The sequence below is a fragment of the Streptomyces cyanogenus genome, assembly GCF_017526105.1.
Taxonomy (GTDB): Bacteria; Actinomycetota; Actinomycetes; order Streptomycetales; family Streptomycetaceae; genus Streptomyces; species Streptomyces cyanogenus.
The window spans coordinates 8161420-8184418 of sequence record NZ_CP071839.1 but is presented as its reverse complement, the minus strand read 5'-3'; the positions used below and the strand labels follow the sequence as shown (position 1 = coordinate 8184418).

20 protein-coding genes and 1 pseudogene are annotated in these 22999 nt (G+C 73.9%); 10 read left to right on the top strand and 11 right to left on the bottom strand.

What is annotated here, in order from left to right:
* The first annotated feature begins 268 nt into the window (after positions 1-268).
* Together S1361_RS36100 and S1361_RS36095 are read left to right on the top strand one after the other, a co-directional pair.
* Entirely contained in the window at positions 269-1252 is a 984-nt protein-coding gene (locus S1361_RS36100) for an SMP-30/gluconolactonase/LRE family protein (protein WP_208036033.1), read from the top strand.
* Positions 1253-1441: 189 nt separating this feature from the next.
* Positions 1442-1726, top strand: a complete 285-nt coding sequence (locus S1361_RS36095; protein ID WP_208036032.1) for a hypothetical protein — start codon at positions 1442-1444, stop codon at positions 1724-1726.
* On the opposite strand, the gene S1361_RS36090 is transcribed toward S1361_RS36095, so the two are convergent.
* Positions 1706-5080, bottom strand: a complete 3375-nt coding sequence (locus S1361_RS36090; RefSeq protein ID WP_208036927.1) for a pyruvate carboxylase — start codon at positions 5078-5080, stop codon at positions 1706-1708. The two genes, S1361_RS36095 and S1361_RS36090, sit on opposite strands and share 21 nt — an antisense overlap.
* A 389-nt stretch (positions 5081-5469) precedes the next feature.
* Between S1361_RS36090 and S1361_RS36085 the strand changes: the two genes are divergently transcribed.
* Together S1361_RS36085 and S1361_RS36080 are read left to right on the top strand one after the other, a co-directional pair.
* Positions 5470-6459: an aldo/keto reductase gene (locus S1361_RS36085; protein WP_208036031.1), complete on the top strand. Its 990-nt coding sequence runs from the start codon at positions 5470-5472 to the stop codon at positions 6457-6459.
* A 310-nt stretch (positions 6460-6769) separates the two neighbouring features.
* Positions 6770-8110: an MFS transporter gene (locus S1361_RS36080; protein WP_208036030.1), complete on the top strand. Its 1341-nt coding sequence runs from the start codon at positions 6770-6772 to the stop codon at positions 8108-8110.
* Between the two features lie 28 nt (positions 8111-8138).
* Here the strand turns inward: S1361_RS36080 and S1361_RS36075 are convergent, their stop codons facing one another.
* From S1361_RS36075 to S1361_RS36065, 3 genes are read right to left on the bottom strand one after another with little or no spacing between them, the layout of a single operon-like run.
* Positions 8139-8870 (bottom strand): metallophosphoesterase family protein, encoded by a 732-nt coding sequence (locus S1361_RS36075; protein ID WP_208036029.1) that lies wholly within the window; start codon positions 8868-8870, stop codon positions 8139-8141.
* A complete protein-coding gene (locus tag S1361_RS36070; protein WP_208036028.1) occupies positions 8867-9145 on the bottom strand; it encodes a BON domain-containing protein in 279 nt (92 codons plus the stop codon). The genes S1361_RS36075 and S1361_RS36070 overlap by 4 nt, the downstream gene beginning before the upstream one ends.
* Positions 9142-9822 (bottom strand): nucleotidyltransferase family protein, encoded by a 681-nt coding sequence (locus S1361_RS36065; protein ID WP_208036027.1) that lies wholly within the window; start codon positions 9820-9822, stop codon positions 9142-9144. The genes S1361_RS36070 and S1361_RS36065 overlap by 4 nt, the downstream gene beginning before the upstream one ends.
* Positions 9823-10023: 201 nt before the next feature.
* On the opposite strand from S1361_RS36065, the gene S1361_RS36060 reads away from it, so the two are divergent.
* The 3 genes from S1361_RS36060 to S1361_RS36050 all read left to right on the top strand — a co-directional run bounded on the left by S1361_RS36060 (position 10024) and on the right by S1361_RS36050 (position 13215).
* Positions 10024-11172, top strand: coding sequence for a PP2C family protein-serine/threonine phosphatase (locus S1361_RS36060; protein ID WP_208036026.1), 1149 nt, complete (start codon positions 10024-10026; stop codon positions 11170-11172).
* 155 nt (positions 11173-11327) lie between these two features.
* Positions 11328-12086, top strand: a complete 759-nt coding sequence (locus S1361_RS36055; protein WP_208036025.1) for an NPP1 family protein — start codon at positions 11328-11330, stop codon at positions 12084-12086.
* Between the two features lie 52 nt (positions 12087-12138).
* Positions 12139-13215: a glycerophosphodiester phosphodiesterase family protein gene (locus tag S1361_RS36050; RefSeq protein WP_208036024.1), complete on the top strand. Its 1077-nt coding sequence runs from the start codon at positions 12139-12141 to the stop codon at positions 13213-13215.
* 65 nt (positions 13216-13280) lie between these two features.
* Here the strand turns inward: S1361_RS36050 and S1361_RS36045 are convergent, their stop codons facing one another.
* The 3 genes from S1361_RS36045 to S1361_RS36035 form a co-directional block, all read right to left on the bottom strand.
* Positions 13281-13781: a hypothetical protein gene (locus S1361_RS36045; protein WP_208036023.1), complete on the bottom strand. Its 501-nt coding sequence runs from the start codon at positions 13779-13781 to the stop codon at positions 13281-13283.
* A gap of 295 nt (positions 13782-14076) precedes the next feature.
* A complete protein-coding gene (locus S1361_RS36040) occupies positions 14077-14892 on the bottom strand; it encodes an SAM-dependent methyltransferase (protein WP_208036022.1) in 816 nt (271 codons plus the stop codon).
* A gap of 54 nt (positions 14893-14946) precedes the next feature.
* Positions 14947-15822: a helix-turn-helix domain-containing protein gene (locus tag S1361_RS36035; protein WP_208036021.1), complete on the bottom strand. Its 876-nt coding sequence runs from the start codon at positions 15820-15822 to the stop codon at positions 14947-14949.
* 920 nt (positions 15823-16742) lie between these two features.
* Here S1361_RS36035 and S1361_RS36030 point away from each other — a divergent pair.
* Positions 16743-17483: a GNAT family N-acetyltransferase gene (locus S1361_RS36030; protein WP_243769419.1), complete on the top strand. Its 741-nt coding sequence runs from the start codon at positions 16743-16745 to the stop codon at positions 17481-17483.
* A gap of 193 nt (positions 17484-17676) precedes the next feature.
* Here S1361_RS36030 and S1361_RS36025 read toward each other — a convergent pair whose 3' ends face one another.
* From S1361_RS36025 to S1361_RS36015, 3 genes are all read right to left on the bottom strand, one after another.
* On the bottom strand, positions 17677-18612 hold the full coding sequence (locus S1361_RS36025) for an acyl-CoA desaturase (RefSeq protein WP_208036020.1): 936 nt from the start codon (positions 18610-18612) through the stop codon (positions 17677-17679).
* A 28-nt stretch (positions 18613-18640) separates the two neighbouring features.
* Positions 18641-19888 (bottom strand): beta-ketoacyl-[acyl-carrier-protein] synthase family protein, encoded by a 1248-nt coding sequence (locus S1361_RS36020; RefSeq protein WP_208036019.1) that lies wholly within the window; start codon positions 19886-19888, stop codon positions 18641-18643.
* 648 nt (positions 19889-20536) lie between these two features.
* On the bottom strand, positions 20537-21184 hold the full coding sequence (locus tag S1361_RS36015; protein ID WP_243769418.1) for a flavodoxin family protein: 648 nt from the start codon (positions 21182-21184) through the stop codon (positions 20537-20539).
* Here S1361_RS36015 and S1361_RS36010 point away from each other — a divergent pair.
* Together S1361_RS36010 and S1361_RS36005 are read left to right on the top strand one after the other, a co-directional pair.
* A complete protein-coding gene (locus tag S1361_RS36010) occupies positions 21092-21733 on the top strand; it encodes a class I SAM-dependent methyltransferase (RefSeq protein WP_243769417.1) in 642 nt (213 codons plus the stop codon). The genes S1361_RS36015 and S1361_RS36010 overlap by 93 nt on opposite strands.
* 85 nt (positions 21734-21818) lie before the next feature.
* Positions 21819-22526, top strand: a complete 708-nt coding sequence (locus tag S1361_RS36005) for a lipoprotein (RefSeq protein WP_208036016.1) — start codon at positions 21819-21821, stop codon at positions 22524-22526.
* Positions 22527-22536: 10 nt separating this feature from the next.
* Here the strand turns inward: S1361_RS36005 and S1361_RS39595 are convergent.
* Positions 22537-22980, bottom strand: a pseudogene (locus tag S1361_RS39595) (GNAT family N-acetyltransferase); the annotation flags it as partial.
* Positions 22981-22999: the final 19 nt, after the last annotated feature.

Here is a 22999-nt window from a genome sequence, read left to right as displayed (position 1 = left end):
ACGGCGGGGATCGACGGCCGGCATTGACAGCCAGGATCGACGGCGGGGGGCCGACGGCCGGCACCGACGGTTGGGACTCACGGCCGGAACTCACGGCGGGCGCAGGCGGCCCGGGCCGGGGTGTCACCCGGGCGCGGCCAGTGGGCGTGCGGCGGTGGGCCGCGTGGGCGATCTGGCGGCCCGGCTCCCGCCACCGGCGGCCCGTCCCCCGTCATGTTGGTGTGGCCCCGCACGCCGGCGCCGCGCGCGCCGACCGAAAAGAGGTCACATGCCCCGACCATCCCGCCTGACCGGCGCCGCCACCACCGTCGCGCTGGCCTTCGGCCTCGTCGCCGCCGCGCCCGCCACCGGCCGCGAGCCGATCGTCACGGACACGCGCGTACTCGCCCACTTCGACCTGGCCGCCGGGCAGACCCCCGAGAACATCGCGCTCGACCGCGACGGCTCCGCCGACCTCACCTTCGCCCTCGCCCGCCAGGTCGCCCATGTCACCCCCGACGGCTACACGCAGGTCCGCGCGACCCTGCCCGCCGTGGCGCACCCGGCCACCCCACTCCTCCACAGCGCCGCCGTCACCGGCATCGCCCGCGCCCACGACGGCACGCTCTACGTCACCTACGCCACCGGCACCGACGCGACCGGTATCTGGCGCCTCTCCCCCGACGGCGGCGCACCGCAGCAGATCGCCGCGCTGCCGGCCGACGGGCTGCCCAACGGGCTGGCCCTCGACGAGCAGCGAGGCCTGCTCTACGCGGCCGACTCGGTGCGCGGCACGATCTGGCGCGTCCCGCAGGCGGGTGGCACGGCCACGGCGTGGGCGACGGGCCGGGCACTCGCTCCGCTCCCGGCGTCGCCCGCCCACGGCTTCGGCGCCAACGGCATCAAGGTCCGCCGCGACTCCGTGTGGGTGTCGAACAGCGACCGGGGCACCCTGCTGCGCATCCCCGTCGGCGCGGACGGCTCCGCCGGCCCCGTCGAGACCCGGGCCGACGCGCTCACCGGCATCGACGACTTCACCTTCCCCGGGCACGGCAGGAGCGTGCTGGCCGCGCTCAACTCCGGGAGCAGGGTGGTCCTGATCCATACGGACGGCACCGTCACGGACGTGCTCACCGCGCGGGACGGCCTGTCCAACCCGACCTCCGTGGCCGTCCTCGGCAGGAGCGTGTACGTGCCGAGCGCCGCCCTCACCACCCGGCGCGATCCCAACCTCCTCGTCTCCCGCCTGCGGCACCTCATCGGCCGCGGGTAGGCGCCGTACCCCGTCGCCGTCGGCCGGAGGGTCCGGCCGGCGGCGCGTGTCCGGTGCGTCTGTCTGGTGACGCCGACGGGCAGGCAGCTGACCGCATGTACCGGTCCCTGATCGTGTGCGACTCACGGTTCCCGGGAAATCCGGGCGCGAAGGCCGACGGGCGGGTCTCTTTGGCCCGACGACACGCTGTTGTTCCACTACAGCGGGCACGCCCGCAGCCGTAACCGGCAGCTCTTCCTGTGCACGGGCAACACCAGAGTCGACCGGCTGCACTCGACCGCCGTCCCGGCGGCGACGCTGTCGGAGGTCGGACGCGTCCTCGTCCTCACGCGAGTGGAGGGGGAGGCGGCCGAGCCGCGGTACCGCTTCGCGCACGAGGAGTTGCGTGCGACGGCGGTGCAGCAGCTCGGCCGCCTCCTGATGGCGACCTACGAGGAGCGCCTGGCCCGGTCGTCAGACCAGTTCGGCCAGTAGGTCGCCGCCCTCCACCTGCTGGATGCGGGTGATGGCCAGCCGGGAGACACGGCCCGCCTTCGGGGCGGTGATCGTGGCCTCCATCTTCATCGCCTCGATGGTGGCGATCGTGGCGCCGGCCGCCACCTCGTCGCCCTCGGCGACGGCCAGCGTCACCACACCGGCGAAGGGCGCCGCGACATGGCCGGGGTTGGACCGGTCGGCCTTCTCCGTCACCGGAACGTCGGAGGCCGCCGCACGGTCACGGACCTGGATGGGGCGGAGCTGGCCGTTGAGCGTGGACATCACGGTGCGCAGGCCGCGCTCGTCGGCCTCGCCGATCGCCTGCAGCTCGATCAGCAGCCGGACGCCGGGCTCCAGGTCGACGGCGTACTCCTTGCCCGGGCGCAGGCCGTAGAAGAAGGCCTTGCTGTCCAGCACGCTGGTGTCGCCGAAGTTCTGCCGGTGCGTGTCGAACTCGCGGGTCGGGCCGGGGAACAGCAGCCGGTTGAGGGTGGCCCGCCGGTCCTTGGCCAGTCCCTCACGGTCCTCGGCGGACAGCTCGGGCGCGGGCTTGGGCGCGGCGCGGCCCTGGAGCGCCTTGGTGCGGAACGGCTCCGGCCAGCCGCCGGGCGGGGTGCCCAGCTCGCCCCGCAGGAAGCCGATCACCGAGTCCGGGATGTCGAACTTGTCGGGGGTCGACTCGAAGGCCTCCGGGGAGACACCGGCGCCGACGAGGTGCAGGGCCAGGTCGCCGACCACCTTGGAGGACGGGGTGACCTTCACCAGGCGGCCGAGGATGCGGTCGGCGGCGGCGTACATCGCCTCGATGTCCTCGAAGCGGTCGCCGAGACCGAGGGCGACGGCCTGGGTGCGCAGGTTGGAGAGCTGGCCGCCGGGGATCTCGTGGTGGTAGACCCGGCCGGTCGGCGAGGCGAGGCCCGCCTCGAACGGGGCATAGATCTTGCGGACGCCCTCCCAGTACGGCTCCAGGTCACCGACCGCCTGGAGGTCCAGGCCGGTGGGCCGGTCGGAGTGGTCGGTGGCGGCGACGATCGCGGACAGCGACGGCTGGGAGGTCGTACCGGCCATGGAGGCCACCGCGCCGTCGACCGCGTCGGCGCCGGCCTGGATCGCGGCGAGGTAGGTGGCGAGCTGGCCGCCCGCGGTGTCGTGCGTGTGCAGGTGCACGGGCAGGTCGAACTCGCGGCGCAGCGCGGAGACCAGCTTGGCGGCGGCCGGGGCGCGCAGCAGGCCCGCCATGTCCTTGATGGCGAGGACGTGGGCGCCGGCCTCCACGATCTGCTCGGCGAGGCGCAGGTAGTAGTCGAGGGTGTACAGCCGCTCGCCCGGGTCGTTCAGGTCGGCGGTGTAACAGAGGGCGACCTCGGCGACGGCGGTGCCGGTCTCGCGTACGGCCTCGATGGCGGGCCGCATCTGGCCGACGTCGTTGAGGGCGTCGAAGATGCGGAAGATGTCGATGCCGGTGGCGGCGGCCTCCTGCACGAAGGCGTCGGTCACCTCGGTCGGGTACGGGGTGTAGCCGACGGTGTTGCGGCCGCGCAGCAGCATCTGCAGGCAGATGTTGGGGACGGCCTCGCGCAGGGCGGCCAGCCGCTCCCAGGGGTCCTCGGCGAGGAAGCGCAGGGCGACGTCGTAGGTCGCGCCGCCCCAGCACTCCAGGGACAGCAGCTGCGGGAGGGTGCGGGCGACGACGGGGGCGACGGCGAGCAGGTCCTTGGTGCGCACCCGGGTCGCGAGCAGGGACTGGTGGGCGTCGCGGAAGGTGGTGTCGGTGACGCCGATGGTCGGCGATTCGCGCAGGTGCCGGGCGAAGCCCTCCGGGCCGAGGTCCACGAGGAGCTGCCGGGAGCCGGCGGGCGGCTCGCCTGCGGGCAGCGGCGGCAGCTTGGTCAGCGGGTCGAGCAGGTCGGGCCGCTGACCGTGCGGCTTGTTGACGGTGACGTCGGCGAGGTAGGTGAGCAGCTTGGTGCCGCGGTCGGCGGAGGAGCGGGCGGTGAGCAGGTGCGGGCGCTGCTCGATGAAGGAGGTCGTGACGCGCCCGGCCTGGAAGTCGGGGTCGTCCAGGACCGCCTGGAGGAACGGGATGTTCGTGGCGACACCGCGGATGCGGAACTCGGCGACCGCGCGCCGGGCCCGGCCGATGGCGGCGTGGAAGTCGCGTCCCCGGCAGGTGAGCTTGACCAGCATCGAGTCGAAGTGCGCGCTGATCTCCGTCCCGGCGTGGGTGGTACCGCCGTCGAGCCGGATGCCGGAGCCGCCCGGGGAGCGGTAGGCGCTGATCCGGCCGGTGTCGGGGCGGAAGCCGTTGGCGGGGTCCTCGGTGGTGATCCGGCACTGGAGGGCGGCGCCGCGCAGGGTGATCCTGTCCTGGGAGAGGCCGAGGTCGGCGAGGGTCTCGCCGGAGGCGATCCGCATCTGGGCCTGGACCAGGTCGACGTCGGTGACCTCCTCGGTCACCGTGTGCTCGACCTGGATGCGCGGGTTCATCTCGATGAACACGTGGTTGCCGTCGCGGTCGAGCAGGAACTCCACGGTGCCGGCGTTGCGGTAACCGATCTCGCGGGCGAAGCGGACGGCGTCGGCGCAGATCCGGTCGCGCAGCTCCGGGTCCAGGTTGGGCGCGGGGGCCAGCTCGATGACCTTCTGGTGGCGGCGCTGCACCGAGCAGTCGCGTTCGAAGAGGTGGATGACGTTGCCCGCGCCGTCGGCGAGGATCTGCACCTCGATGTGGCGGGGCTCGACGACGGCCTTCTCCAGGAAGACGGTGGGGTCGCCGAACGCGGACGCGGCCTCGCGGGAGGCGGCCTCGATGGACTCGCGCAGCTGGGCCGGGTCCTCGACACGGCGCATGCCGCGCCCGCCGCCGCCGGCGACCGCCTTGACGAAGACGGGAAAGCCGATCTCCTCGGCGGCGCGCACCAGTTCGTCCACGTCGGTGGAGGGCTGGGAGGAGCCGAGCACGGGTACGCCGGCCGCGCGGGCGGCGGCGACCGCGCGGGCCTTGTTGCCGGTCAGCTCCAGCGTCGCCGCGCTGGGACCGACAAAGGTGATGCCCGCCTCCTCGCAGGCGCGGGCCAGCTCCGGGTTCTCCGACAGGAAGCCGTAGCCCGGGTAGACGGCGTCGGCGCCCGCCCGGCGGGCGGCCCCCACGATCTCCTCGACGGAGAGGTAGGCCCGCACCGGGTGTCCCGGCTCCCCGATCTCGTAGGCCTCGTCGGCCTTCAGCCGGTGCAACGAGTTGCGGTCCTCGTGCGGGAACACGGCGACGGTGCGCGCGCCGAGTTCGTAGCCCGCCCGGAACGCGCGGATCGCGATCTCGCCACGGTTGGCGACCAGCACCTTGCGGAACATTTGGATCCCCTTCAGCTGCCTGCCGGCGACGAACACCCTGGTGTCAGCCACGCCCTGCCGTACTCGCGGCCACCTTAGGGGGTGGCCGCACGGGTCGAGATGCGAAAACCATCACATTGACGGGGTGGGCAGCGCCACAGGGCCACGCCGACCCGGGCCGACCGGATCGGACCGGAGGCGGCGGCGCGGGGCGGCAAGGCCGTCCTCGTCCACCACCCGTGGCCGTGGCCCCGGCACGCCTTGACTTGGAGAGCGCTCCAACTCGTAGCGTCACGGACGGTGCGCGCCGCCCTCCCCACGGGATGCCGGGAGCCGGAATCCGTCGCTAGATGGAGAGGGGCCGCGTGACGCGCCGCAACGACGATCGAGTACGCAGGAAGGAATTCTCCATGCAGAAGCGCAGGCTGCGGGACCTCCACGTATCGGCCATCGGGCTGGGATGCATGGGGATGTCCGCCTTCTACGGCACCGCCGACCAGGCAGAGGGCATCGCGACCATCCGGCGCGCCCTGGAGCTCGGCATCGACTTCCTCGACACGGCCCAGATCTACGGGCCGCTCACCAACGAGTCGCTCGTGGGCGAGGCGATCAAGGGGCATCGCGACGAGTACGTGATCGCCACGAAGTTCAACTACCGGATGGACGACGCCGTACCCGGCGACATGAGCACGGTCGGCCGGCAGGACGGCTCGGCCGAGCATGTACGGGCCTCGGTGCACGGTTCGCTCCAGCGGCTCGGCACCGACCACATCGACCTGTACTACCAGCACCGGGTGGACCCGAACGTCCCCATCGAGGAGACGGTCGGCGCGCTGGGCGAGCTGGTCGCCGAGGGCAAGGTGCGGTACATCGGGCTGAGCGAGGCGAGCGCGGAGACCATCCGGCGGGCCCACGCCGTGCACCCGGTGACCGCGGTGCAGAGCGAGTACTCGCTGTGGTCGCGGGACGTGGAGGCCGAGGTGCTGCCCACCTGCCGGGAGCTGGGGATCGGCTTCGTGCCGTACTCGCCGCTCGGCCGCGGCTTCCTGGCCGGCCGCTTCAGCTCCCCGGACGAGCTGGACGCGAACGACTGGCGCCGCGAGAACCCCCGCTTCACGGAGGCCAATCTGCAGGCCAACCAGCGGCTGGCGGAGAAGGTGAAGGAGATCGCGGCCGAGAAGGACGTGACCCCGGCCCAGCTGGCGATCGCCTGGGTGCTGGCGCAGGGCGAGGACCTGGTGCCGATCCCCGGCACCAAGCGCCGCACCTACCTGGAGCAGAACGCCGCCGCGGCCGCCGTCGAGCTGACCGCGGACGACCTGGCCCGCATCGACGCCGAGCTGCCGCAGGCGGCGGGTGAGCGGTACGACGAGGCGGGTATGCGGACGGTGAACCGCTGACCGGTGCGCGCGAGGGGTGCGGGGCCCGCCGTCGGCGTCCCCCGGTGCGGTGGTGGCCGATCGCACCGTCGCACGGGTCGTGAAGGGGCGGTCGGCGCGCCTGTGAGAAACCCCACGCGGAGTGCAAGTCCCCGACGGCCCGGGGTGGTTGGGGAAGTTCGGCCGAGGCCGGCGGACGCGGTGGCGTCGACCGTGGTGTCCCGTCTGCCACCATGGTCGGCGCCCTGACCAGGCGGCCCGGCCGTGCAACGCCGCCGGACCGACGGGATCCGCCGGTCTGTCCCACCGCCTGGTTGTCGAGTACCCCGCCGTGCCCTCTGCGTCTGCCCTGCCCACCTCGCTGTCCGCGTCCACCACCGCCCCGGCCTCCCGTTCGCCGTGGCGTTCCCTGCGGTACCGGAGCATGCGCTGGTGGTCGGCCGCGAACTTCGTCTCCAACGCCGGTACGTGGATGCAGCTCACGGTGCAGAACCTGCTGGTGCTGCACATCACGGGCTCGGCGGCGGCGACCGGTCTGTCCATGTCGGTCCAGGCGGCGCCGGCGCTGTTCGTGAGCCTGCTGGGCGGCGCGGCCGTGGACCGCTGGCCCCGGAAGCTGACGGTCACCGTGAGCCAGGCCCTGCTCGGCGCGGTCGCCTTCACGACGGCGCTGCTGGTGGCGCTGGACCGGATCGACATGCCGGCCCTGCTGGTGCTGGCCGCGGTGACCGGTGTCATCGCCACCGTGGACGGGCCCGCCTGCGCGCTGCTCGGCAACGATCTCGTGCCGGTGGCCGACGTGCCGTCCGCGATCGGCGTGGGCGCGCTGGTGCACAGCGCCGGCCGGCTCGCGGGCACCGCCCTGGCCGGGGTGACCGTCGGCTTCCTGGGCACGGGTGCCGCGTACGCCGCCAACGGGCTGTCGTTCCTGTTCGTGGCCGCGGTGGTGCCGTTCCTGCGGCCGGTTCCCGAAGCCGCCACGCAGTCTCCGGCCGGGCCGCGAGCGGTTCCGTCCCCGGCGCCGATGACCGTACGGGAAGGTCTGTCCTTCTTCGCGCGCCGGCCCCGCCTTGTCGCCCTCGCGGGCGTCACCGGGCTCAGCTCCGTCTTCGGCCGCAACTACGGCCTGACACTCGCGGTCCTCGTCACCGGGCCGCTGGCGGGTGGCGCCAGGGCGTTCGGCACGGTCTCCACGGTGCTGGCCGTCGGCGGCATCGTCGGCGCGGTCCTGGGCGCCCGGCTGCGCAGGCCGTCCGTGCGGACCGTGGGCCTGCTGGCGGCGGCGGGCGCGCTGCTCCAGGTGGTGGCGGGTCTGTCGCCGTCGCTGGCCGTGCTGCTGGTGCTGGTCCTGCCGATGGCGATCGTGGAGTCCGTCTCCGACACCGCCGGTACGGCCGTGCTGCAGACCGACCCGCCGCCGCATCTGCGGGGCCGGGTGCTCGGGGTGTGGACCAGCATCGGCACGGTGTGGAGCCTCGGCGGGCCGCCGCTGCTCGGCCTGCTGATGGAGTGGGCCGGGGCGCGCGGCGCCCTGGTGGCCGGCGGGCTGCTCATCGCCGGGTCGGTCGGTGCGGGCCTGCTGGTGCGCCGCCGCGGCGAGCCGGTGACGGTGACGGTGCGCGCGAAGGACGGCGACGTGACCGGCCGCGCGGCCCTGGAGACGGCGGCCTGACGTCCCCGGCTCGACAGCCGGCCGGCGTTCAGTCGTGCCGGCCGGGCAGGTGGTACACGTGGAAGGCCTGCCCGATCACCGGCTGGGCGACGTTGCGCACGCGGACACCCCCGCTGGTCATCCCGTGCTCGGTGCCGGCGTGGGCGTGGCCGTGCACCGCGAGGTCGGCGCCGCCGGTGTCGATGGCCTCCGCGAGCAGGTAGCTGCCGAGGAACGGATAGATCTCCAGGGGCTCCCCGGCCAGGGTGTCCGGCACCGGTGAGAAGTGGGTCAGCGCGATCCGCACGTCGCAGTCCCGCTCGTCCAGATCCTTCAGGGCACCGTGCAGGCCGTCGGCACACCGGCGGGTGTAGCGGACGAACTCCTTCATGAGCGGTTCGCCGAACTCCCCGGCGCAGCGGCCGACGAAGCCGCCGCCGAAGCCCTTGGTCCCGGCGACCCCGATCCGGGCGCCGTCGGCGCTGACGACGGCGGCCTGTCCTTCGAGGACGTGCGCGCCCGCGTCCCGGAGGATCGCGGCGACCTCCTCGGGCCGCTCGTCGTGGTGGTCATGGTTGCCGAGTACGGCGACGACGGGCACCCCGATGTCCTTGATCTCCCGGGCGACGATCGCGGCCTCCTCCGGTGTGCCGTGCCGGGTGAGGTCGCCGGCGAGCAGCAGGACGTCGGCACACCCGGGCAGGGTCTCGAAGGACGGCCTCAGGGTGCCCTGGCTCTCGGGGCCCATGTGAATGTCCCCGACGGCCGCGACGCGGATCATGTCAGGTCCTCTCCGTGGTCGGGCGAGGAGGTCCCGGCCACGAGCAGGTCGCTGTGGACCGGGTGCCCCGCCAGTTCCTCGCGGGCCATGCGCAGGATGTCGTCCCGGCACTGGGTGGACGGCACGGTGCCGGTGAGCAGGACGGCGTCTCCGCGCAGTTCGAGCCGTACGCCGAGTTCCGCGAGGTCTCCGCCGGCCAGGTGCTCGGCGAGGTGGGCGACGCGGTAGTCCAGACTCCCTTCCGCCGACGGGGGCGGCGGGCTGGTGTCGGTCATGGTGTCCCTTCCTGGGGGTCGATCACGTTCAGCCGTTCGAGGAGGAAGAGGAACGCGGCCGGCATGGGCTGGTCGCCGCAGGACGCGCGGACCGTGTCCCAGTCGACCTTCTCGCGGACCGCGCGGGCGACCGGCAGCACCGACCCGAAGTCGCAGTAGTGCTCGGAGAAGGCGCTGATCAGGCTGCGGATCAGGTCGGTCGGGGAGAGTACGGGCATCAGCACCGAGTCGACCGGCAGGACGTGCGCCCGGTCGAGCATGTCCCGGGTGACGGGCTGGTGTGCCAGCGCGAAGATGATGTCGACGTTCTGCCCGTGGCAGGTGGTCTTCAGCAGCCAGTCCTCCGGCGGGGTCCGTACGCCGAGACCTGCCTCGCGCAGCGTGGCGGCCACCGCTTCGGCGTCGTCGGGCAGGATGGCGAAGTCGGCGTCGTGCTGGAGGTAGCGGCTGCCGCCGTGGGCGTAGACGGCCACGCTGCCGGCCAGCGCGAAGGGGTGGCCGGCGCGTTTGAGGAGCGCGCCGATCGCCTTGGTGGCCTCCAGGATCGCCTGACTGCGGTCCTGCGGCAGTTCCGACGGCTCCGGCATGGGCGTGAGCGGGTCCGGCCCCGAGGCGAGACGGAGTTCGGTGACCTCCGGTCGCGTCAGGGGCGCGGTGTCCTCCCCGTTGTGCGTCATGACCTCTCCATTCGGCACCCTGCACCCCCGGGTGGCGGGTCGGCCCCGGGGGTCGTACGGGTACCCGGCGCGCCGCCCGCGACACGGCGTCGCCGGAAAGGTTCGGCCCACCCACCGCCGGCGGAGGGCCGGGCCGGTGTGCCCGTATCACCGGCCTGGTGTGAGGTGCGCGGCACGCGCCCCGGGCGCAAGCTGAGAGGCATGGCACCCCCGCTCGGGCGCGTGGGCCCGCGGCAGCCGTGGCGGTCGGCGCACGCGCTGCTGGTGCTCCCGGTCGTGCTCATCCTGGTGATCACGGTGGTGGACCTGCGGTCCCCCACCGACGTCCATCTCGGGCCGGCCCTGGTGATCGCGCCCGCGCTCACCCCCTCCTTCGCCGGACCCCGGACCACGGCCGCCATCGGGGCGCTCGCACTGGCCGCCCAGATCCTCATCGGCATCCACCGCGGCGGGGGGATCGGCAGCACCAACCACATCGTGCAGATCATCACCTTGACCGTCCTCGTGGTGCTCACCGTCATCTACAGCGCCCTGCGCCAGCGCCGGCAGGCCCAGCTGGCCCAGGTCCGCACCGTCGCCGAGGCCGCGCAGCACGTCCTGATGTGGCCGCTGCCCGAGCAGATCGGCCCGCTGCGGATCGCCTCGCTGTACCTGGCCGCGGAGGACGAGGCGCAGATCGGCGGCGACCTGTACGCGGCGACCGCGAGCGACGGCGCGATCCGCCTGCTGATCGGTGACGTGCGCGGCAAGGGGCTGCCCGCAATCGGCGAGGCGGCGCTGCTGCTCGGCGCCTTCCGGGAGAGCGCCCACCGGCACATCCCGCTGGCCGAGCTGGCGACCCGGCTGAACCAGAGCGTCACCCGCTACGCGGCCGATCTGGAGACCCCGGAGGAGGAGGGCGAGCGGTTCGCCACCGCCCTCCTCGTGGAGATCCCGGACCGCGACCCGGTCACCCGGATGACCAGCTGCGGCCATCCGCCGCCGCTGCTGCTGAGTCCCGGGCACGTCGTGACGGTCCCGAGCCTGCATCCCTCGCCGCCGCTCGGGGTGCACGAGCACAGCGAGCACACGCTGGACGTGTTCTCCTTCGAGCCGGGTGACACGCTGCTGCTCTACACGGACGGGGTCGTGGAGGCCCGCGACGAGCGCGGCCGGTTCTATCCGCTGCCCGACCGGGTCCTGCGGTGGGCCGAGGACAGCCCCGAGGCGCTGATGCACCACCTGCGGCGCGATCTGCTCGCCCACGTCGGCGGCCGGCTCGGCGACGACGCCGCGCTCATCGCGGTGCACCGCACCCACGTCGAACGCCGCCGGCACCTCGGCCGCGGGGACCCGGGCCGGCACGGGTGAGCACCCCGAGCGGCTGAGCGGGCGGCCGGCGGCGCCCACCCGCCGGCTCCGCCTTCCGCGTTCAACTGCCTTTGCGGCAATGTTCAGTTCAGGGGGTGGCCCCTCCCGCCGGGGCGTTGCGAGAATCTGCGGCGCCTCGACAACAGGGAGCCCCCGTGCGTCAGCCGACCTCCGCGCTCGCCGCCGCCCTCGGCGCGCTCGCCCTCGTCCTCACCGCGCCCGGCACCGCCGACGCGAGCGTTCTGCGGCTGCTGCCACAGAACGCCGACGGCCTGGAGCAGACCTTCTCACCCGCCTACGACTACGACGGCGACGGCTGCTACGCCACGGCCGCCATCGGCAGCGACGGCACGATCAACCCCGGTCTCAGGCCGGGCGGCGACGTCAACGGCCACTGCCACGACTCCGCGCAGCTCGCCAACGCCAACACCTACTCGCGTGAGAAGTGCAACAACGGCTGGTGCGCGGTGATGTACGCCAGCTACTTCGAGAAGGACCAGGCGACCCTCGGGCCCGCGGCGATCGGGCACACCCACGACTGGGAGCACGTCGTCGTGTGGATCACGGACGACACGGTCCGGTACGTCTCGGTGTCCCAGCACTCCGGTTACCAGGTGGCGGCCCGCTCCGCGGTGCGCTTCGACGGCACCCACCCGAAGGTCGTCTATCACAAGGACGGCGTGTCCACCCACTGCTTCCGGTTCGCCGACGCCCACGACGAGCCGCCGGAGAACGCGACCGGCGGCTGGTTCCTTCCGCGCCTGGTCGGCTGGAACGGCTATCCGGCGGGCTACCGCGACAAGCTGCTCGGCGCCGACTTCGGGGCGGCCACCATCAAGATCAGGGACGGCGACTTCGCATACGCCCTGACGCGCTCCATGCCGTCGGGCATCCCCTTCGACCCCGGCGCCTGACGGCACGCGTGCGTCCGCACCGGCCCGAGAGGCTCTACCCGAGAGGTTCCCGATGTCCGTACGCCACCCGAACGCACGACGGCTGCTCGCCGTTCTCGCTCTGCTGCCGGCGCTGTCGTCCCCCGTGGCCGCGCAGGCGGCGCCCGGCGGCCCCGTGCGGGCCCGCTTCGACCTCCAGGCGCACCGCGGCGGCCTCGGCCTGACGACCGAGGAGTCCCTGGAGGGCTTCGGCAAGGCGCTGCGGCTCGGGGTGTCCACGCTGGAGCTGGACACCCAGGTCACCAAGGACCTGCGGGTGGTGGTCAACCACGACCGGCAGGTCAGCGGCGTCAAGTGCCGGGACACCGGCCCGGTCACGCCCGGCGACCCGATGTACCCGTACGTCGGCAAGTACGTCAAGGACCTGACGCTCGACCGGATCAAGACGCTCGACTGTGGCTACCAGCAGCTGCCCGGCTTCCCCGAGCAGGAGGTCGTCAAGGGCTTCCGGATGGTGGAGCTGAAGGACGTCCTGAACCTGGTCAAGAGCTACCGGGCCCGGGGCGTACGGCTGAACATCGAGACCAAGGTGGAGGCGGGCGCGCCCGAACAGACCGCGCCGCGGGAGGTGTTCGTCCGCCGCGTGTACGAGGAGATCCACCACTCGGGCATCGAGCGGCAGGTCACCATCCAGTCCTTCGACTGGGGGGCGCTCGGGGTGATGCACCGGCTGGCGCCGAGGTGGCCGCTGGTGGCGCTGACGAACTACGACTTCCTGCAGGTCGGCAAGCCCGGAGCGTCCCCGTGGCTGGGCGGGATCGACGCCGACGACTACGACGGGGACTTCGTCCGGGCGGCCGCGACCCTGCCCGGGGTCACCACCCTCTCCCCGAACTACGGCTTCCCGCAGAGCGGCAAGGTCGGCGACCCCGGGTTCCGGTTCTACTCCGACGCGGCGATGGTCGCGGAGGCGCACGCCCGGGGTCTGAAGGTGGTGCCGTGGACCTGTGACGACCCGGCGACCGTGGAGGCGCTGATGGACCTGGGTGTCGACGGGATCATCACCGACTATCCCGACCGCGTCCGGAGGATCATGGCCGACCGCGGCATGCCGCTGCCGCGGCCCTACCGCCCGCACGGCCGCGGCTGACCGGTGCGGCGGGCGTGAGCCCCGCTCCGAGTGGGGCGGGGCGGGACCCACGTCCGGGCCCCTCCTCAGCCGGCCGGCTTCAGGCCGGTGATCTTCAGGGTCTTCAGGTCGGACTGGACGTCGATCCGGCTGACCTGCGGGTGCGGGCCGTCGCCCCAGGTGAGCGTCACCCGGCTGGTGGCGTGCCCCATGCCGGAGCCGGTGTAGGTCACCTTCCACTTCACCGGCACGTTCTGCGCGAACAGGATGCCGTCGGCGTGTTCCTTCTTCTCGTAGGCGGCGACCTGCTTCCGGGCGGCGGCCGAGAGGTAGAAGCCGCGCAGCGCCTTGGCGGCGGGCGCGGCCGTGGCGTCGTCGGTGGCCCAGGTGGCGTCGATGTAGGCGCCGTAGAAGTCGGCCACGTGCTGGGTGGCGTTGCGCGGGTCGCCCTGGGCGGACGACACGGCGGCGGCGCGGGTGGTGTGGCTCGCGGAGGCACCCGCCAGGGCGGGTGTCACGGCGGCCAGGGTGAGGCCGGCGGTGAGGGCCGCGGCGGTGAGCAGGGTCTTGCGACTGCGGACGGACATGTGAGCCATTCCCCCGGTTTCTTCGCGACCGGTCCGATCCCGGCCGTCGACGGACCCTAAGACCCCATTCGGTGCGCCCCGGTTCCGCGTGGGGCGGATGTGTTTCGGTCATTCCGGCCGCGACCGCCTCCGGGCCGGTCGGTGCCCGTGGACGGCGTACGGGGGTGCCGCCACGGCCTGGTGCGCGGGTGGTGTGCGGGGGGCTCACGGTGGCGCCCGGGCGCCCGCCCGGCCGTCGTGCGGCCAAGGCGGGGCCGGGGTCCGGGAGGTGGGTCGGACCCCGGCCCCGGGTCTGTCACGGCTTGCGGGCGACCGCGCCGTACATCGCGATGTCCTCGTCCCGGATGCCCTGCTCGCCGCTGCCGTCGGGGCGCCACTTGTGCACCTGGACGATGCCGGGCTCGACCAGGTCCAGGCCCGTGAAGAACGCGCGGGCCTCGTCCAGGGTGCGCAGCCGCATCGGCATGTTGCGGGCCGCGTACTCACGGGCGACCCGGCCGACCTCCTCCGGCGCGAAATCCGCGGTACCGATGGACATCGCCAGGCAGCTGCCGGAGGGCAGCGGCTCCAGCAGCCGCCGTACGACGCCGACCGCGTCGTCCGCGTCCAGCATGAAGTGCACGATCGCGATGACGGTCAGCGCGACGGGCCGGCTCAGGTCCAGGGTGTCGCGCAGCTCGGGCGCGCCCAGGATCGCCGCGGGGTCACGGAAGTCGGCTTCCAGGTAGGCGGTGCGGCCCTCGGGGGCGCTGGCCAGCAGGCCCTGGGAGAGGGTGAGCACGATCGGGTCGTTGTCGACGTAGACGACGCGGGACTCGGGGGCCACGGCCTGGGCGATCTCGTGCAGGTTGGGCGAGGTCGGGATGCCGGTGCCGACGTCCAGGAACTGGCGCATGCCCGCCTCCTCGGCGAGCCAGCGCACGGCACGGTTCATGAAGTCGCGGTTGGCGCGCATGTGGACCGGGAGCGCGGGCCACTCCCGGGCCATCGCGTCGCCCGCCTCCTTGTCGGCGGGGTAGTAGTCCTTGCCGCCGAGTATGTAGTCGTAGATGCGGGCGGAGTGGGCGTTCTCGGTGTCGATCCGGTCGGCCGGCCATCCGTTGTCGGGCACGCCGTGTCTCCCATTCGGTCGAGGGGTCGGGGGCTTCGCGTCAGGGGGAGCGGGTCACAACTCCTTGCGCAGCGCGCCGAGCAGGGTCTCGGTTCTTCCGGGGGAGGCGGCCTGGGCGCTCAGCCGGTCAAGGGCCTCCCGGTAGACCACGACGTCCTCCGTCTTGTCGAGGTAGACGGCGCCGGCGAGGCCGCTGAGGTAGGCGATGTCGGGCAGTTCGCGGGCCCGGAACCGGAAGAGGTGGAAGGCGCCGGCCCGCAGGGCGGGATGCGGACCGTTGGCGAACGGCATGAGCTGCACGGTGACCTGGGGCAGCCGGTTGACCTCGACGAGGTGGTCGATCTGGGCCCGCATCACCTCCGGGCCGCCGACCTGGCGGCGCAGGACGGTCTCGTCCATCACCACCCACAGCCGTGGCGGTGCCGGTCTGGCCAGCAGCTCCTGGCGGCGCATGCGCAGGGCGACGCGGCGTTCGACGGCCTCGGCGGAGGCGTGCGGGTGGTCCGCGGCGAGCACGGCGCGGGCGTAGTCCTCGGTCTGCAGCAGGCCGTGCACGAACTGGTTCTCGTACGCGCGGACCTGGACGGCCGCCTGCTCCAGGCTGAGGTAGGAGGCGAACCAGTCGGGCATGACGTCACGGTAGGTGTGCCACCAGCCGCGTTTGTTGGCCTCGCGGACGGACTGCAGGAAGGTGTCGATCTCCTGCTGGTCGGTGACGCCGTAGACCTGGAGGAGTTTCTCGGCGTCCGCGAGCCGCAGCCGGGCGACCTTGGCGGCCTCCATGCGCCGGATCGTGGAGTGGCTGACGCCGATGGCGGCGCCCGCCTCGGCGTAGCTGAGACCCGCCCGGTTGCGCAGTTCCTCCAGTTGCCGGCCGAGGATCATACGCAGCACGGAAGGGGCGCCGCCCCAGTCGGTTTCCGCGGTCACGCCCACCCCCCTCGTCACGTCCCCCGGTCCTGCCCGTCACCCTCGCACGCGCTCGGGCTCGCCCGCCCATTCGATCACGTTTTGGCGGATGCAGCATGCACTTCTCCACTTGCAAATTTCAACTTGCTGGTTGCGGTGCGTGGTTGGCAGGTGCCAGAGTGGACTCGCTGCTCCGGCCGACCCACGGAGCAGGCGGCGCGGCCGGCTTGGGGGAGACGAACCGCCGGCACGGCCTGCTGTCAGGCGGCGCGACGTCTGCTGCCCGAACGGCCGGCCCGATGCCCGCAGCACCACCCGCGAAGCCGTACGAAAGGCGCACGGCGATGGCTCCGCCCTCACTCCCCCGACCGCCCCACGACCACGGACCCGATCGACCGCGCCTGATACGGGGCGGGTCGTTCCGCGCTGCGGTGCCGGCTCCGGCCGGCTTCTCCGGACCACCCGGAGGCGAGCGTCCCGGTCGACTCCCTGGGCCCCACGGCCCCGACCGGCTCGCCTCCGGGGCCCCACTCCCCGGCTCCACCGACCGCCGCCGCGCAGCCGGACGCCTCCGCCCCGCCGGACGCACGGCCGCCGGACCGCCGGACCGGTCCGCGGACACGGCCGGTACCGCGGCCTGAAGAACTCCGGTACGGGCAGGCCTTCTCCACAGCGGCACGGAAGAGGCCCCGCCCGCCTCGGCTCTCCCCCCTCCCCCCACACACGTCACCACCCCCGGACCACCCCCACTCGTCCGAAGGACAGCCATGCACCACACCACCCCCGCCCCCGCTCCGGCCGCCGACCCGTCCTGGACCCGCACCCGCCCCAGGCCCGGCTCGCAGGAACAGCCCGGCTGAGCCCGGCCGCCCCCGCGCGGCCTCCCTGCGGCAGACCGCGGCGCTACGGCATCCGGCCGCGACCCGCTAGATTCACCGCCGGTGCGGAGCGTCCGCACCCGTCGGCGGCCCGGCTCCCACAGGGACAGCGCGTCCGCCCGCGTCCGCCGTACCGCCGGGGGTGCCATGGTCTGGTCGCTGTTCCGCCGCGGCCGGTCCGCGTCCGGACTCCCCGTGCCGGGGCGGTGCGCGCCCGGCCGGCACGTGCTGGCCACCGAACGGCTGTTGCTGTTCACCCCGCGGACCCGCATGGACGTGGTGGCGGCGCTGGCCGCGAGCGCGGACGCGGAGGCCCAGCGGTGGCTCGGCACCAAGGCGGACGAGGTGCTGCCCCACCCCGGCACCCGCCGGGCCCTGCTGGCCTGGCGGCCCGCCGGCGACGACGGCCGCCGGATCCCGCCCGTCCTGGCCGAGCCGTTCACCCCCGGCCCCGACGACCCGCTCCTGCTGGTCTGCGTGCGCAGGTCCGACCTCAGTTATGCGGGCGCCCTCGAACTGGACCACCGGCTGGGCGAGATGGGCGGCTGGCTGGCGCCGGGGTGCCGGGGCCAGGGCCTGGGCGTGGAGCTGTTCCGCGCGGGGGTGGAGCTGGCCCACACCCATACCGGCCTGGCCACGGTCCGGGCCGGGGCGGAGCCCGGGAACACCGCGAGCCGGCGGGCCCTGGCGGGCGCCGGCTTCGTCCCCGACGAGGGGCCGCACCGGCACACCCTCCCCGACGGCCGCGTGATCGACGCCGTCTGGCACCGCCACGACACGACGGCGACCACCCGCTGCCACTGACCGCGCCCCGGCCTCACCCGCCGCACCAGGACCGGGGGCACCAGATGCGGCACGCGGTTCCGAAGCGGGTGGCCCGACACCCGCGTTGACCCCCGTCCCCCGTATCCGGGCCGACCGTTTCCCCGCCGACACCGCACCCGCACGATGGAGGTGCGGTCTCGTACGCGCGCCCCTGGGGCAAGTCCCGCCGGGGTCAGGTGTCGTTCCGGCGGCGTCCGGTCACCCGGCGCCGGTCCGGCCAGCGCACGTCGTAGGCCCAGCCGAGGTGTTCGAACCAGCGGATCAGCCGGGCACTGGCGTCGAGCTGACCGGTGAGCACGCCGTGCCGGGCGCTGGTGGGGTCGGCGTGGTGGAGGTTGTGCCAGGACTCGCCGAAGGAGAGCGGGGCCAGCCACCACACGTTGCCCGAGCGGTCCCGGCTGCGGAAGGGGCGGGTGCCGGCCGCGTGGCAGATGGAGTTGATGGACCAGGTCACGTGGTGGACCAGACAGATGCGGACCAGGCCGGCCCAGAAGAGCGCGGTGAGCGCGCCCTGCCAGGACCGGGTCAGTGCCGCGCCCAGCAGGGCGGGCAGGGCGAGCGAGGCGAGGACCAGGGCGCCGAAGCGCCGGGAGATCAGCATCAGGGTGCGGTCGCGGACGAGGTCGGGCGCGTAGGTCCGCGGCGAGGCGTGCTCGGTCTCGAACAGCCAGCCCAGGTGGGCGTAGAGCATGCCCTTGGCGAGGGCCCTGGGCGAGTGGCCGTACCGCCAGGGCGAGTGCGGGTCGCCGTCCCGGTCGGAGTACTTGTGGTGCTTGCGGTGGTCGGCCACCCAGGTGATGAGGGGGCCCTGCACGGCGAGGCTGCCGGCCAGCGCGAGGGCGATCCGCAGCGGTCTTGCGGCCTTGAACGAGCCGTGGGTGAAGTGCCGGTGGAAGCCGACCGTGATGCCGAGCCCGCTGACCAGGTAGAAGGCGACGGCCAGCGCGAGGTCCGTGGGGCTGAGCCCGTGCCTCCAGGCCAGCGGCACGGCGGCGAGCACGGCGAGGAACGGTACGGCGACGAAGACCCCGATCATCAGCTGCTCGCCGGTGGGCCAGGACCGCCTGCCGGCCGCCAGCGGGGTGGATCCGGAGAACTCCGAGGACATGGCGACCCTTTCTCGGCCGGGGGCCGGGCTAGTCGACGGCGGTGAAGGCGAGCACGGCGTTCTGACCGCCGAAGCCGAAGGAGTTGCTGACGGCGGCTCCCATCCGGTGCGGGCGGGGCGCCTTGGCGACGACGTCCAGGTCCATCGCCGGATCGAGGGTGTCGAGGTTGGCGGTGGGCGGGATCAGCTGGTGGCGCAGGGTGAGCACGGTGCAGGCCGCCTCGATGGCCCCGGCGCCGCCGATGGCGTGCCCGATGGTGCCCTTGACCGCGGTGACGGGCGGAGGCCGGCGGAAGACCCGGTGCAGGGCGTTGTGCTCGGCGGCGTCGCCCTGCGGGGTGGCGGTGCCGTGCGCGTTGACGTGGTCGATGTCCTCGGGGGCCAGGCCGGCGTCGGCGAGCGCACCGCTCAGCGCGCGGGCGGCACCGTCGCCGTCGGGGTGCGGGGCGGTGAAGTGGTGGGCGTCGCAGGAGGCGCCGAACCCGGCGAGCAGGGCCGCCGGCCGGGCGCCCCGGGCACGGGCGTCCTCGGTGCGTTCCAGGGCGAGGACGGCGGCGCCCTCGCCGAGCACGAAGCCGTCACGGTCCCGGTCGAACGGGCGGGAGGCCGCGGCCGGGGCGTCCGCGCGGCGGGACAGGGCGCGCATCTGGGCGAAGCACGCGGCGGTCATGCGCAGCCGGGCCGACTCGCTGCCGCCGGCCAGGACCAGGTCGCAGCGACCGGACAGCAGCCAGTCCCGGGCCAGGCCGAGCGCGCTGGTGCCGGAGGCGCAGGCGGTGCTGACCACCATGTTGGGGCCGAGCGTGCCGAGGTCCAGGGCGATCTCGGCGGCGGCCATGTTGGGCACGCTGCGTGGCAGCGCGAGCGGGGAGACCCGTTCGGGGACGTGGGCGGCGAGCCGGTCGAACTCGGCCTGCCAGCCCTGCATGGACCCGGTGCCGACGCCCATCACCACGCCGACCCGGGCGCCGTCCCAGCCGCCGGGGGCGAGTCCGGCGTCGGCGACGGCCTCGCGGGCGGCGAGCAGCGCGAAGGTCGTGAACCGGTCGAGCCGGCGGGCCAGCCGGTGCCCGAGCAGGCCGGCCGCGTCCAGAGGGGGCACCTGACAGGAGAAGGCCACGGGCAGCCCGTCCAGGGCGGGGTCGGCGGTGGCGGTGGACCGCCCGGCGCACAGACCCGCCCAGGCCGCGTCCCGGCCGATGCCGGCCGGGGTGACCATGCCCAGTCCGGTGACGGCGACCGGGGCCCGCCGCACGCCTGTTCTCACCTGCTGCATGGGGCGTGATTATCCGGGCCGCCGAGCCCGGCCCCGGGCCGCCACAACTCGTTCGGCCCAGGTCGTCGGGTGCTACCACCCGGATGCGTGAATCGGGACCGAGGAAGTCGGTGCGCTTCGGCGGGACCGTCGTCCAGGCACGGACCGTGCCGGACCAGGCTCCCGCGAGCGCGGCTTCCAGGTCGTCCGGCAGCCGGTCGGAGGCGTCCAGCCGGAGGGCGGGGCCGATGTGCACATCGACGCTGGGGCGGCGCACGGGCGCGGTGGCCCGGGGTAGCTGGTTGGCACCGTGCACATGGACGCGGCGGCGGACGGGCGCGGTGGCCCGGCCCGCGAGCCGCCTGGCACGGCTGCCGGAGGAGACCCGGCGAACTCCCGCGTGGCCGACCGGGATCACCGGTGCTCCGGTGGACAGGGCGAGCCGGACCACGGCGGACTTCGGGCGGCCGGCCGGGCGGGCGTGGGAGGCGGGATACCGGGGGCGGGCCGCCCTCGGGGTGGATGAGCCCACCGTGCCCGGCGGCGAGGGTGTCGGCGCGGGCTTCGGCCCACGCCGGTCGCCGGGCGCAACCGTACGAGGATCACTCCGGTGGCCACGCGACCGGCGACCGGCCCGCTCGGGGGCCGCGCCGCGGGCGTCGGGATCGCTCAGCTGCCGGGCATCAGGCCCGCCGCGACCGTGGCCCCCAGTTCCCAGCAGGCCTCGATGTCGGCCTTGCCCGGCTCGCCGGTGACGGTCACCGGCTCGGCCGCCCGGCGCCAGCCGAGACCGGTGGTGACGGTGTCGAGCGCGCGGACGGCGCCGGTCACGTCGTTGCCGCCGTGCACGTAGTAGCCGAACGGGCGGCCCCGGGTCTCGTCCAGGCAGGGGTAGTAGATCTGGTCGAAGAAGTGCTTGAGGGCGCCGGACATGTAGCCGAGGTTGGCGGGCGTGCCGAGCAGGTAGCCGTCGGCTTCCAGCACGTCCGAGGCGGTGGCCGACAGGGCCGCCCGGCGTACGACACGGACGCCCTCGATCTCCGGTGTGGTGGCGCCCGACACGACGGCCTCGAACAGCGCCTGGCAGTGGGGCGAGGGGGTGTGGTGGACGATCAGGAGGGTAGGCACATGCGGCACCCTGCCGTGCGTCCGCCGTTCCTGGCAAACGGCGGCCGCGGTAGGCGTCGCGAGGGACGCGCCGCCGGGGTGTCGGAGGGAGCCGTGGTGACCGACGAGGACAGCCGGGTACCGGCCGCCGTGGTGTTCGACGCGCTGGGGCTTGAGTACGAGCGGGCGTTCGTCGGCTCCGCACCGCACCGGGCGTCGCTCGGCCGGCTGCTGGAGCTGCTGGCGCCGGGCAGCAGGGTGCTGGACGTGGGCAGCGGGACGGGACGGCCGACCGCGCGGACACTGACCGAGGCCGGACACCGGGTGCTGGGCATCGACGTGTCCCCGGTGATGGTCGAGCTGGCCGCCCGGCAGGTGCCCGAGGCCGAGTTCCGGCTCGCCGACATCCGCCGGACGACGGTGCCGGAGGCCTCCTTCGACGCCGCGTGCGCCTACTTCTCGCTGCTCCAGATGACCCGCGCCGAACAGACCGCGGTGGTGGCGAAGCTGGCCCGGGCGGTGCGGCCCGGCGGATTGGTCGCGCTGGCCACCGTGCCGCTGGACGTGGAGGACGTCGAGGGCGTCTTCATGGGGCAGCCGGTGCGGGTGACGAGCTTCGCCGCCGAGGCGTTCACCGAGCTGGTGTCCGGGGCCGGCCTGACGGTGCTGTCCGAGGAGCACGAGGTGTTCACCCCGGACCGTCCCGACGCCACGCCCGAGCCGCACCTGTTCGTCCTCGCCCGGCGTGCGGCACGGTGACCGGCGACCGGTGGGCCGCACTCCCGTTCGGCGCTGTCGGTGCCCTCGGTTACAGTGACGCCTCTGAACCGTAGGGGAGGCAACAGTGCAGGTCGGGGTGGGGACCGTCGGAGGCCGTGTGGTCGTGGCGGCTGCGCTCGCCGCGCTGCTCGGCGGCTGCGCGGGATCGGCGGACGGCGACGGGAAGAAGTCCGCGAGCACGTCGGCGGACGCCAAGGGCACGGCGGCCGGAAGCACGAAGGGTACGGCTGCGGCGCGCGGCGGCACGATCGGCGCGAGCGGTTCGGCCTGCGAACTCCCCGTCAGCTTCGCCCTGGCCGAGCACTGGAAGGCCAAGTCCGTCGATGCCGAGAAGGAGCTGTCCAAGGCCTCGAAGGGTGAGGACGGCGACCTGAGCGGGGACCTCGCCGAAGCCTTCCTCCGGCAGGGACCGGTGACTGCGGCCTGCGAGATCGACGCCAAGCCGGCCGGCAACATCGGCTTCCTGCGCGTGTGGACCGGCAAGCCCGGCGACGCGGACGCGGCCGGTGTGCTGCGCGCGTTCGTCGCCGCCGAGGACAACGTCAGCAAGGCGAAGTACCACTCCTTCAGGACCGGCGGCGGCGTCGACGCCGTCGAGGTCGAGTACCTCTACACGAACAAGCTCCTGGAGGAGACCAAGAAGGAGAGCGCCTTCGCGGTCAGCACGCCCGACGGCCCGGTCGTGCTGCACCTCGGTGGCATGGACACCCAGGAGCACGAGGAGATGCGGCCCGCGTACGAACTCGCCAAGCAGACCCTCGCCCTGGCCTGAGGCCCTGCTGCCCGCGCGCCTGCCGGGCCGGCAGCAGGTCGGTGTGCGGATGGGCCGGGTAGCCGGCGAGTTCGGGGACCAGCATCCGCTCCGGGTGGTGCAGGAGCCGGATCATCTCCTCGGTGGGCGTCCGGGGCGGCCCGGCGGGCTCCGGACAGCGGTCGGCCGGCCGGGGGATCCAGTCCCGCCGGAAGTCCTCGACGAAGCGCTCGGTGTCGGCGGTGCCGACGATGCACTCCACGGCCCGGCCCGTGCCGTCGTCCGGCACGAAGGCGAGGTCCGGGTCGAAGCGGCAGTACGGCTCGGCGAAGAGCGACGGCATGAGGCGCTGGTCGGGGTGGATCGCCCGGGAGTCGCCTCCTTCGTGCGCGGTGCGGACACAGACCCCGGCCACGGCGTCGCGGTCGGCGGGACGGTAGGGCCGTGTCACTGCGGCCTGGGAGAGGTGCGGCACACCCGCATCCTGCGCGTAC

What these genes read in the sequence shown, in the direction of transcription:
- S1361_RS36045 (WP_208036023.1), bottom strand. Translation starts at nt 13,781, where the DNA reads ATGTCCGTCCGCAGTCGCAAGACCCTGCTCACCGCCGCGGCCCTCACC.
- S1361_RS36050 (WP_208036024.1), top strand. Translation starts at nt 12,139, where the DNA reads ATGTCCGTACGCCACCCGAACGCACGACGGCTGCTCGCCGTTCTCGCT.
- S1361_RS36085 (WP_208036031.1), top strand. Translation starts at nt 5,470, where the DNA reads ATGCAGAAGCGCAGGCTGCGGGACCTCCACGTATCGGCCATCGGGCTG.
- S1361_RS36025 (WP_208036020.1), bottom strand. Translation starts at nt 18,612, where the DNA reads ATGTCCTCGGAGTTCTCCGGATCCACCCCGCTGGCGGCCGGCAGGCGG.
- S1361_RS36070 (WP_208036028.1), bottom strand. Translation starts at nt 9,145, where the DNA reads ATGACCGACACCAGCCCGCCGCCCCCGTCGGCGGAAGGGAGTCTGGAC.
- S1361_RS36100 (WP_208036033.1), top strand. Translation starts at nt 269, where the DNA reads ATGCCCCGACCATCCCGCCTGACCGGCGCCGCCACCACCGTCGCGCTG.
- S1361_RS36060 (WP_208036026.1), top strand. Translation starts at nt 10,024, where the DNA reads ATGGCACCCCCGCTCGGGCGCGTGGGCCCGCGGCAGCCGTGGCGGTCG.
- S1361_RS36090 (WP_208036927.1), bottom strand. Translation starts at nt 5,080, where the DNA reads ATGTTCCGCAAGGTGCTGGTCGCCAACCGTGGCGAGATCGCGATCCGC.
- S1361_RS36020 (WP_208036019.1), bottom strand. Translation starts at nt 19,888, where the DNA reads ATGCAGCAGGTGAGAACAGGCGTGCGGCGGGCCCCGGTCGCCGTCACC.
- S1361_RS36075 (WP_208036029.1), bottom strand. Translation starts at nt 8,870, where the DNA reads ATGATCCGCGTCGCGGCCGTCGGGGACATTCACATGGGCCCCGAGAGC.
- S1361_RS36065 (WP_208036027.1), bottom strand. Translation starts at nt 9,822, where the DNA reads ATGACGCACAACGGGGAGGACACCGCGCCCCTGACGCGACCGGAGGTC.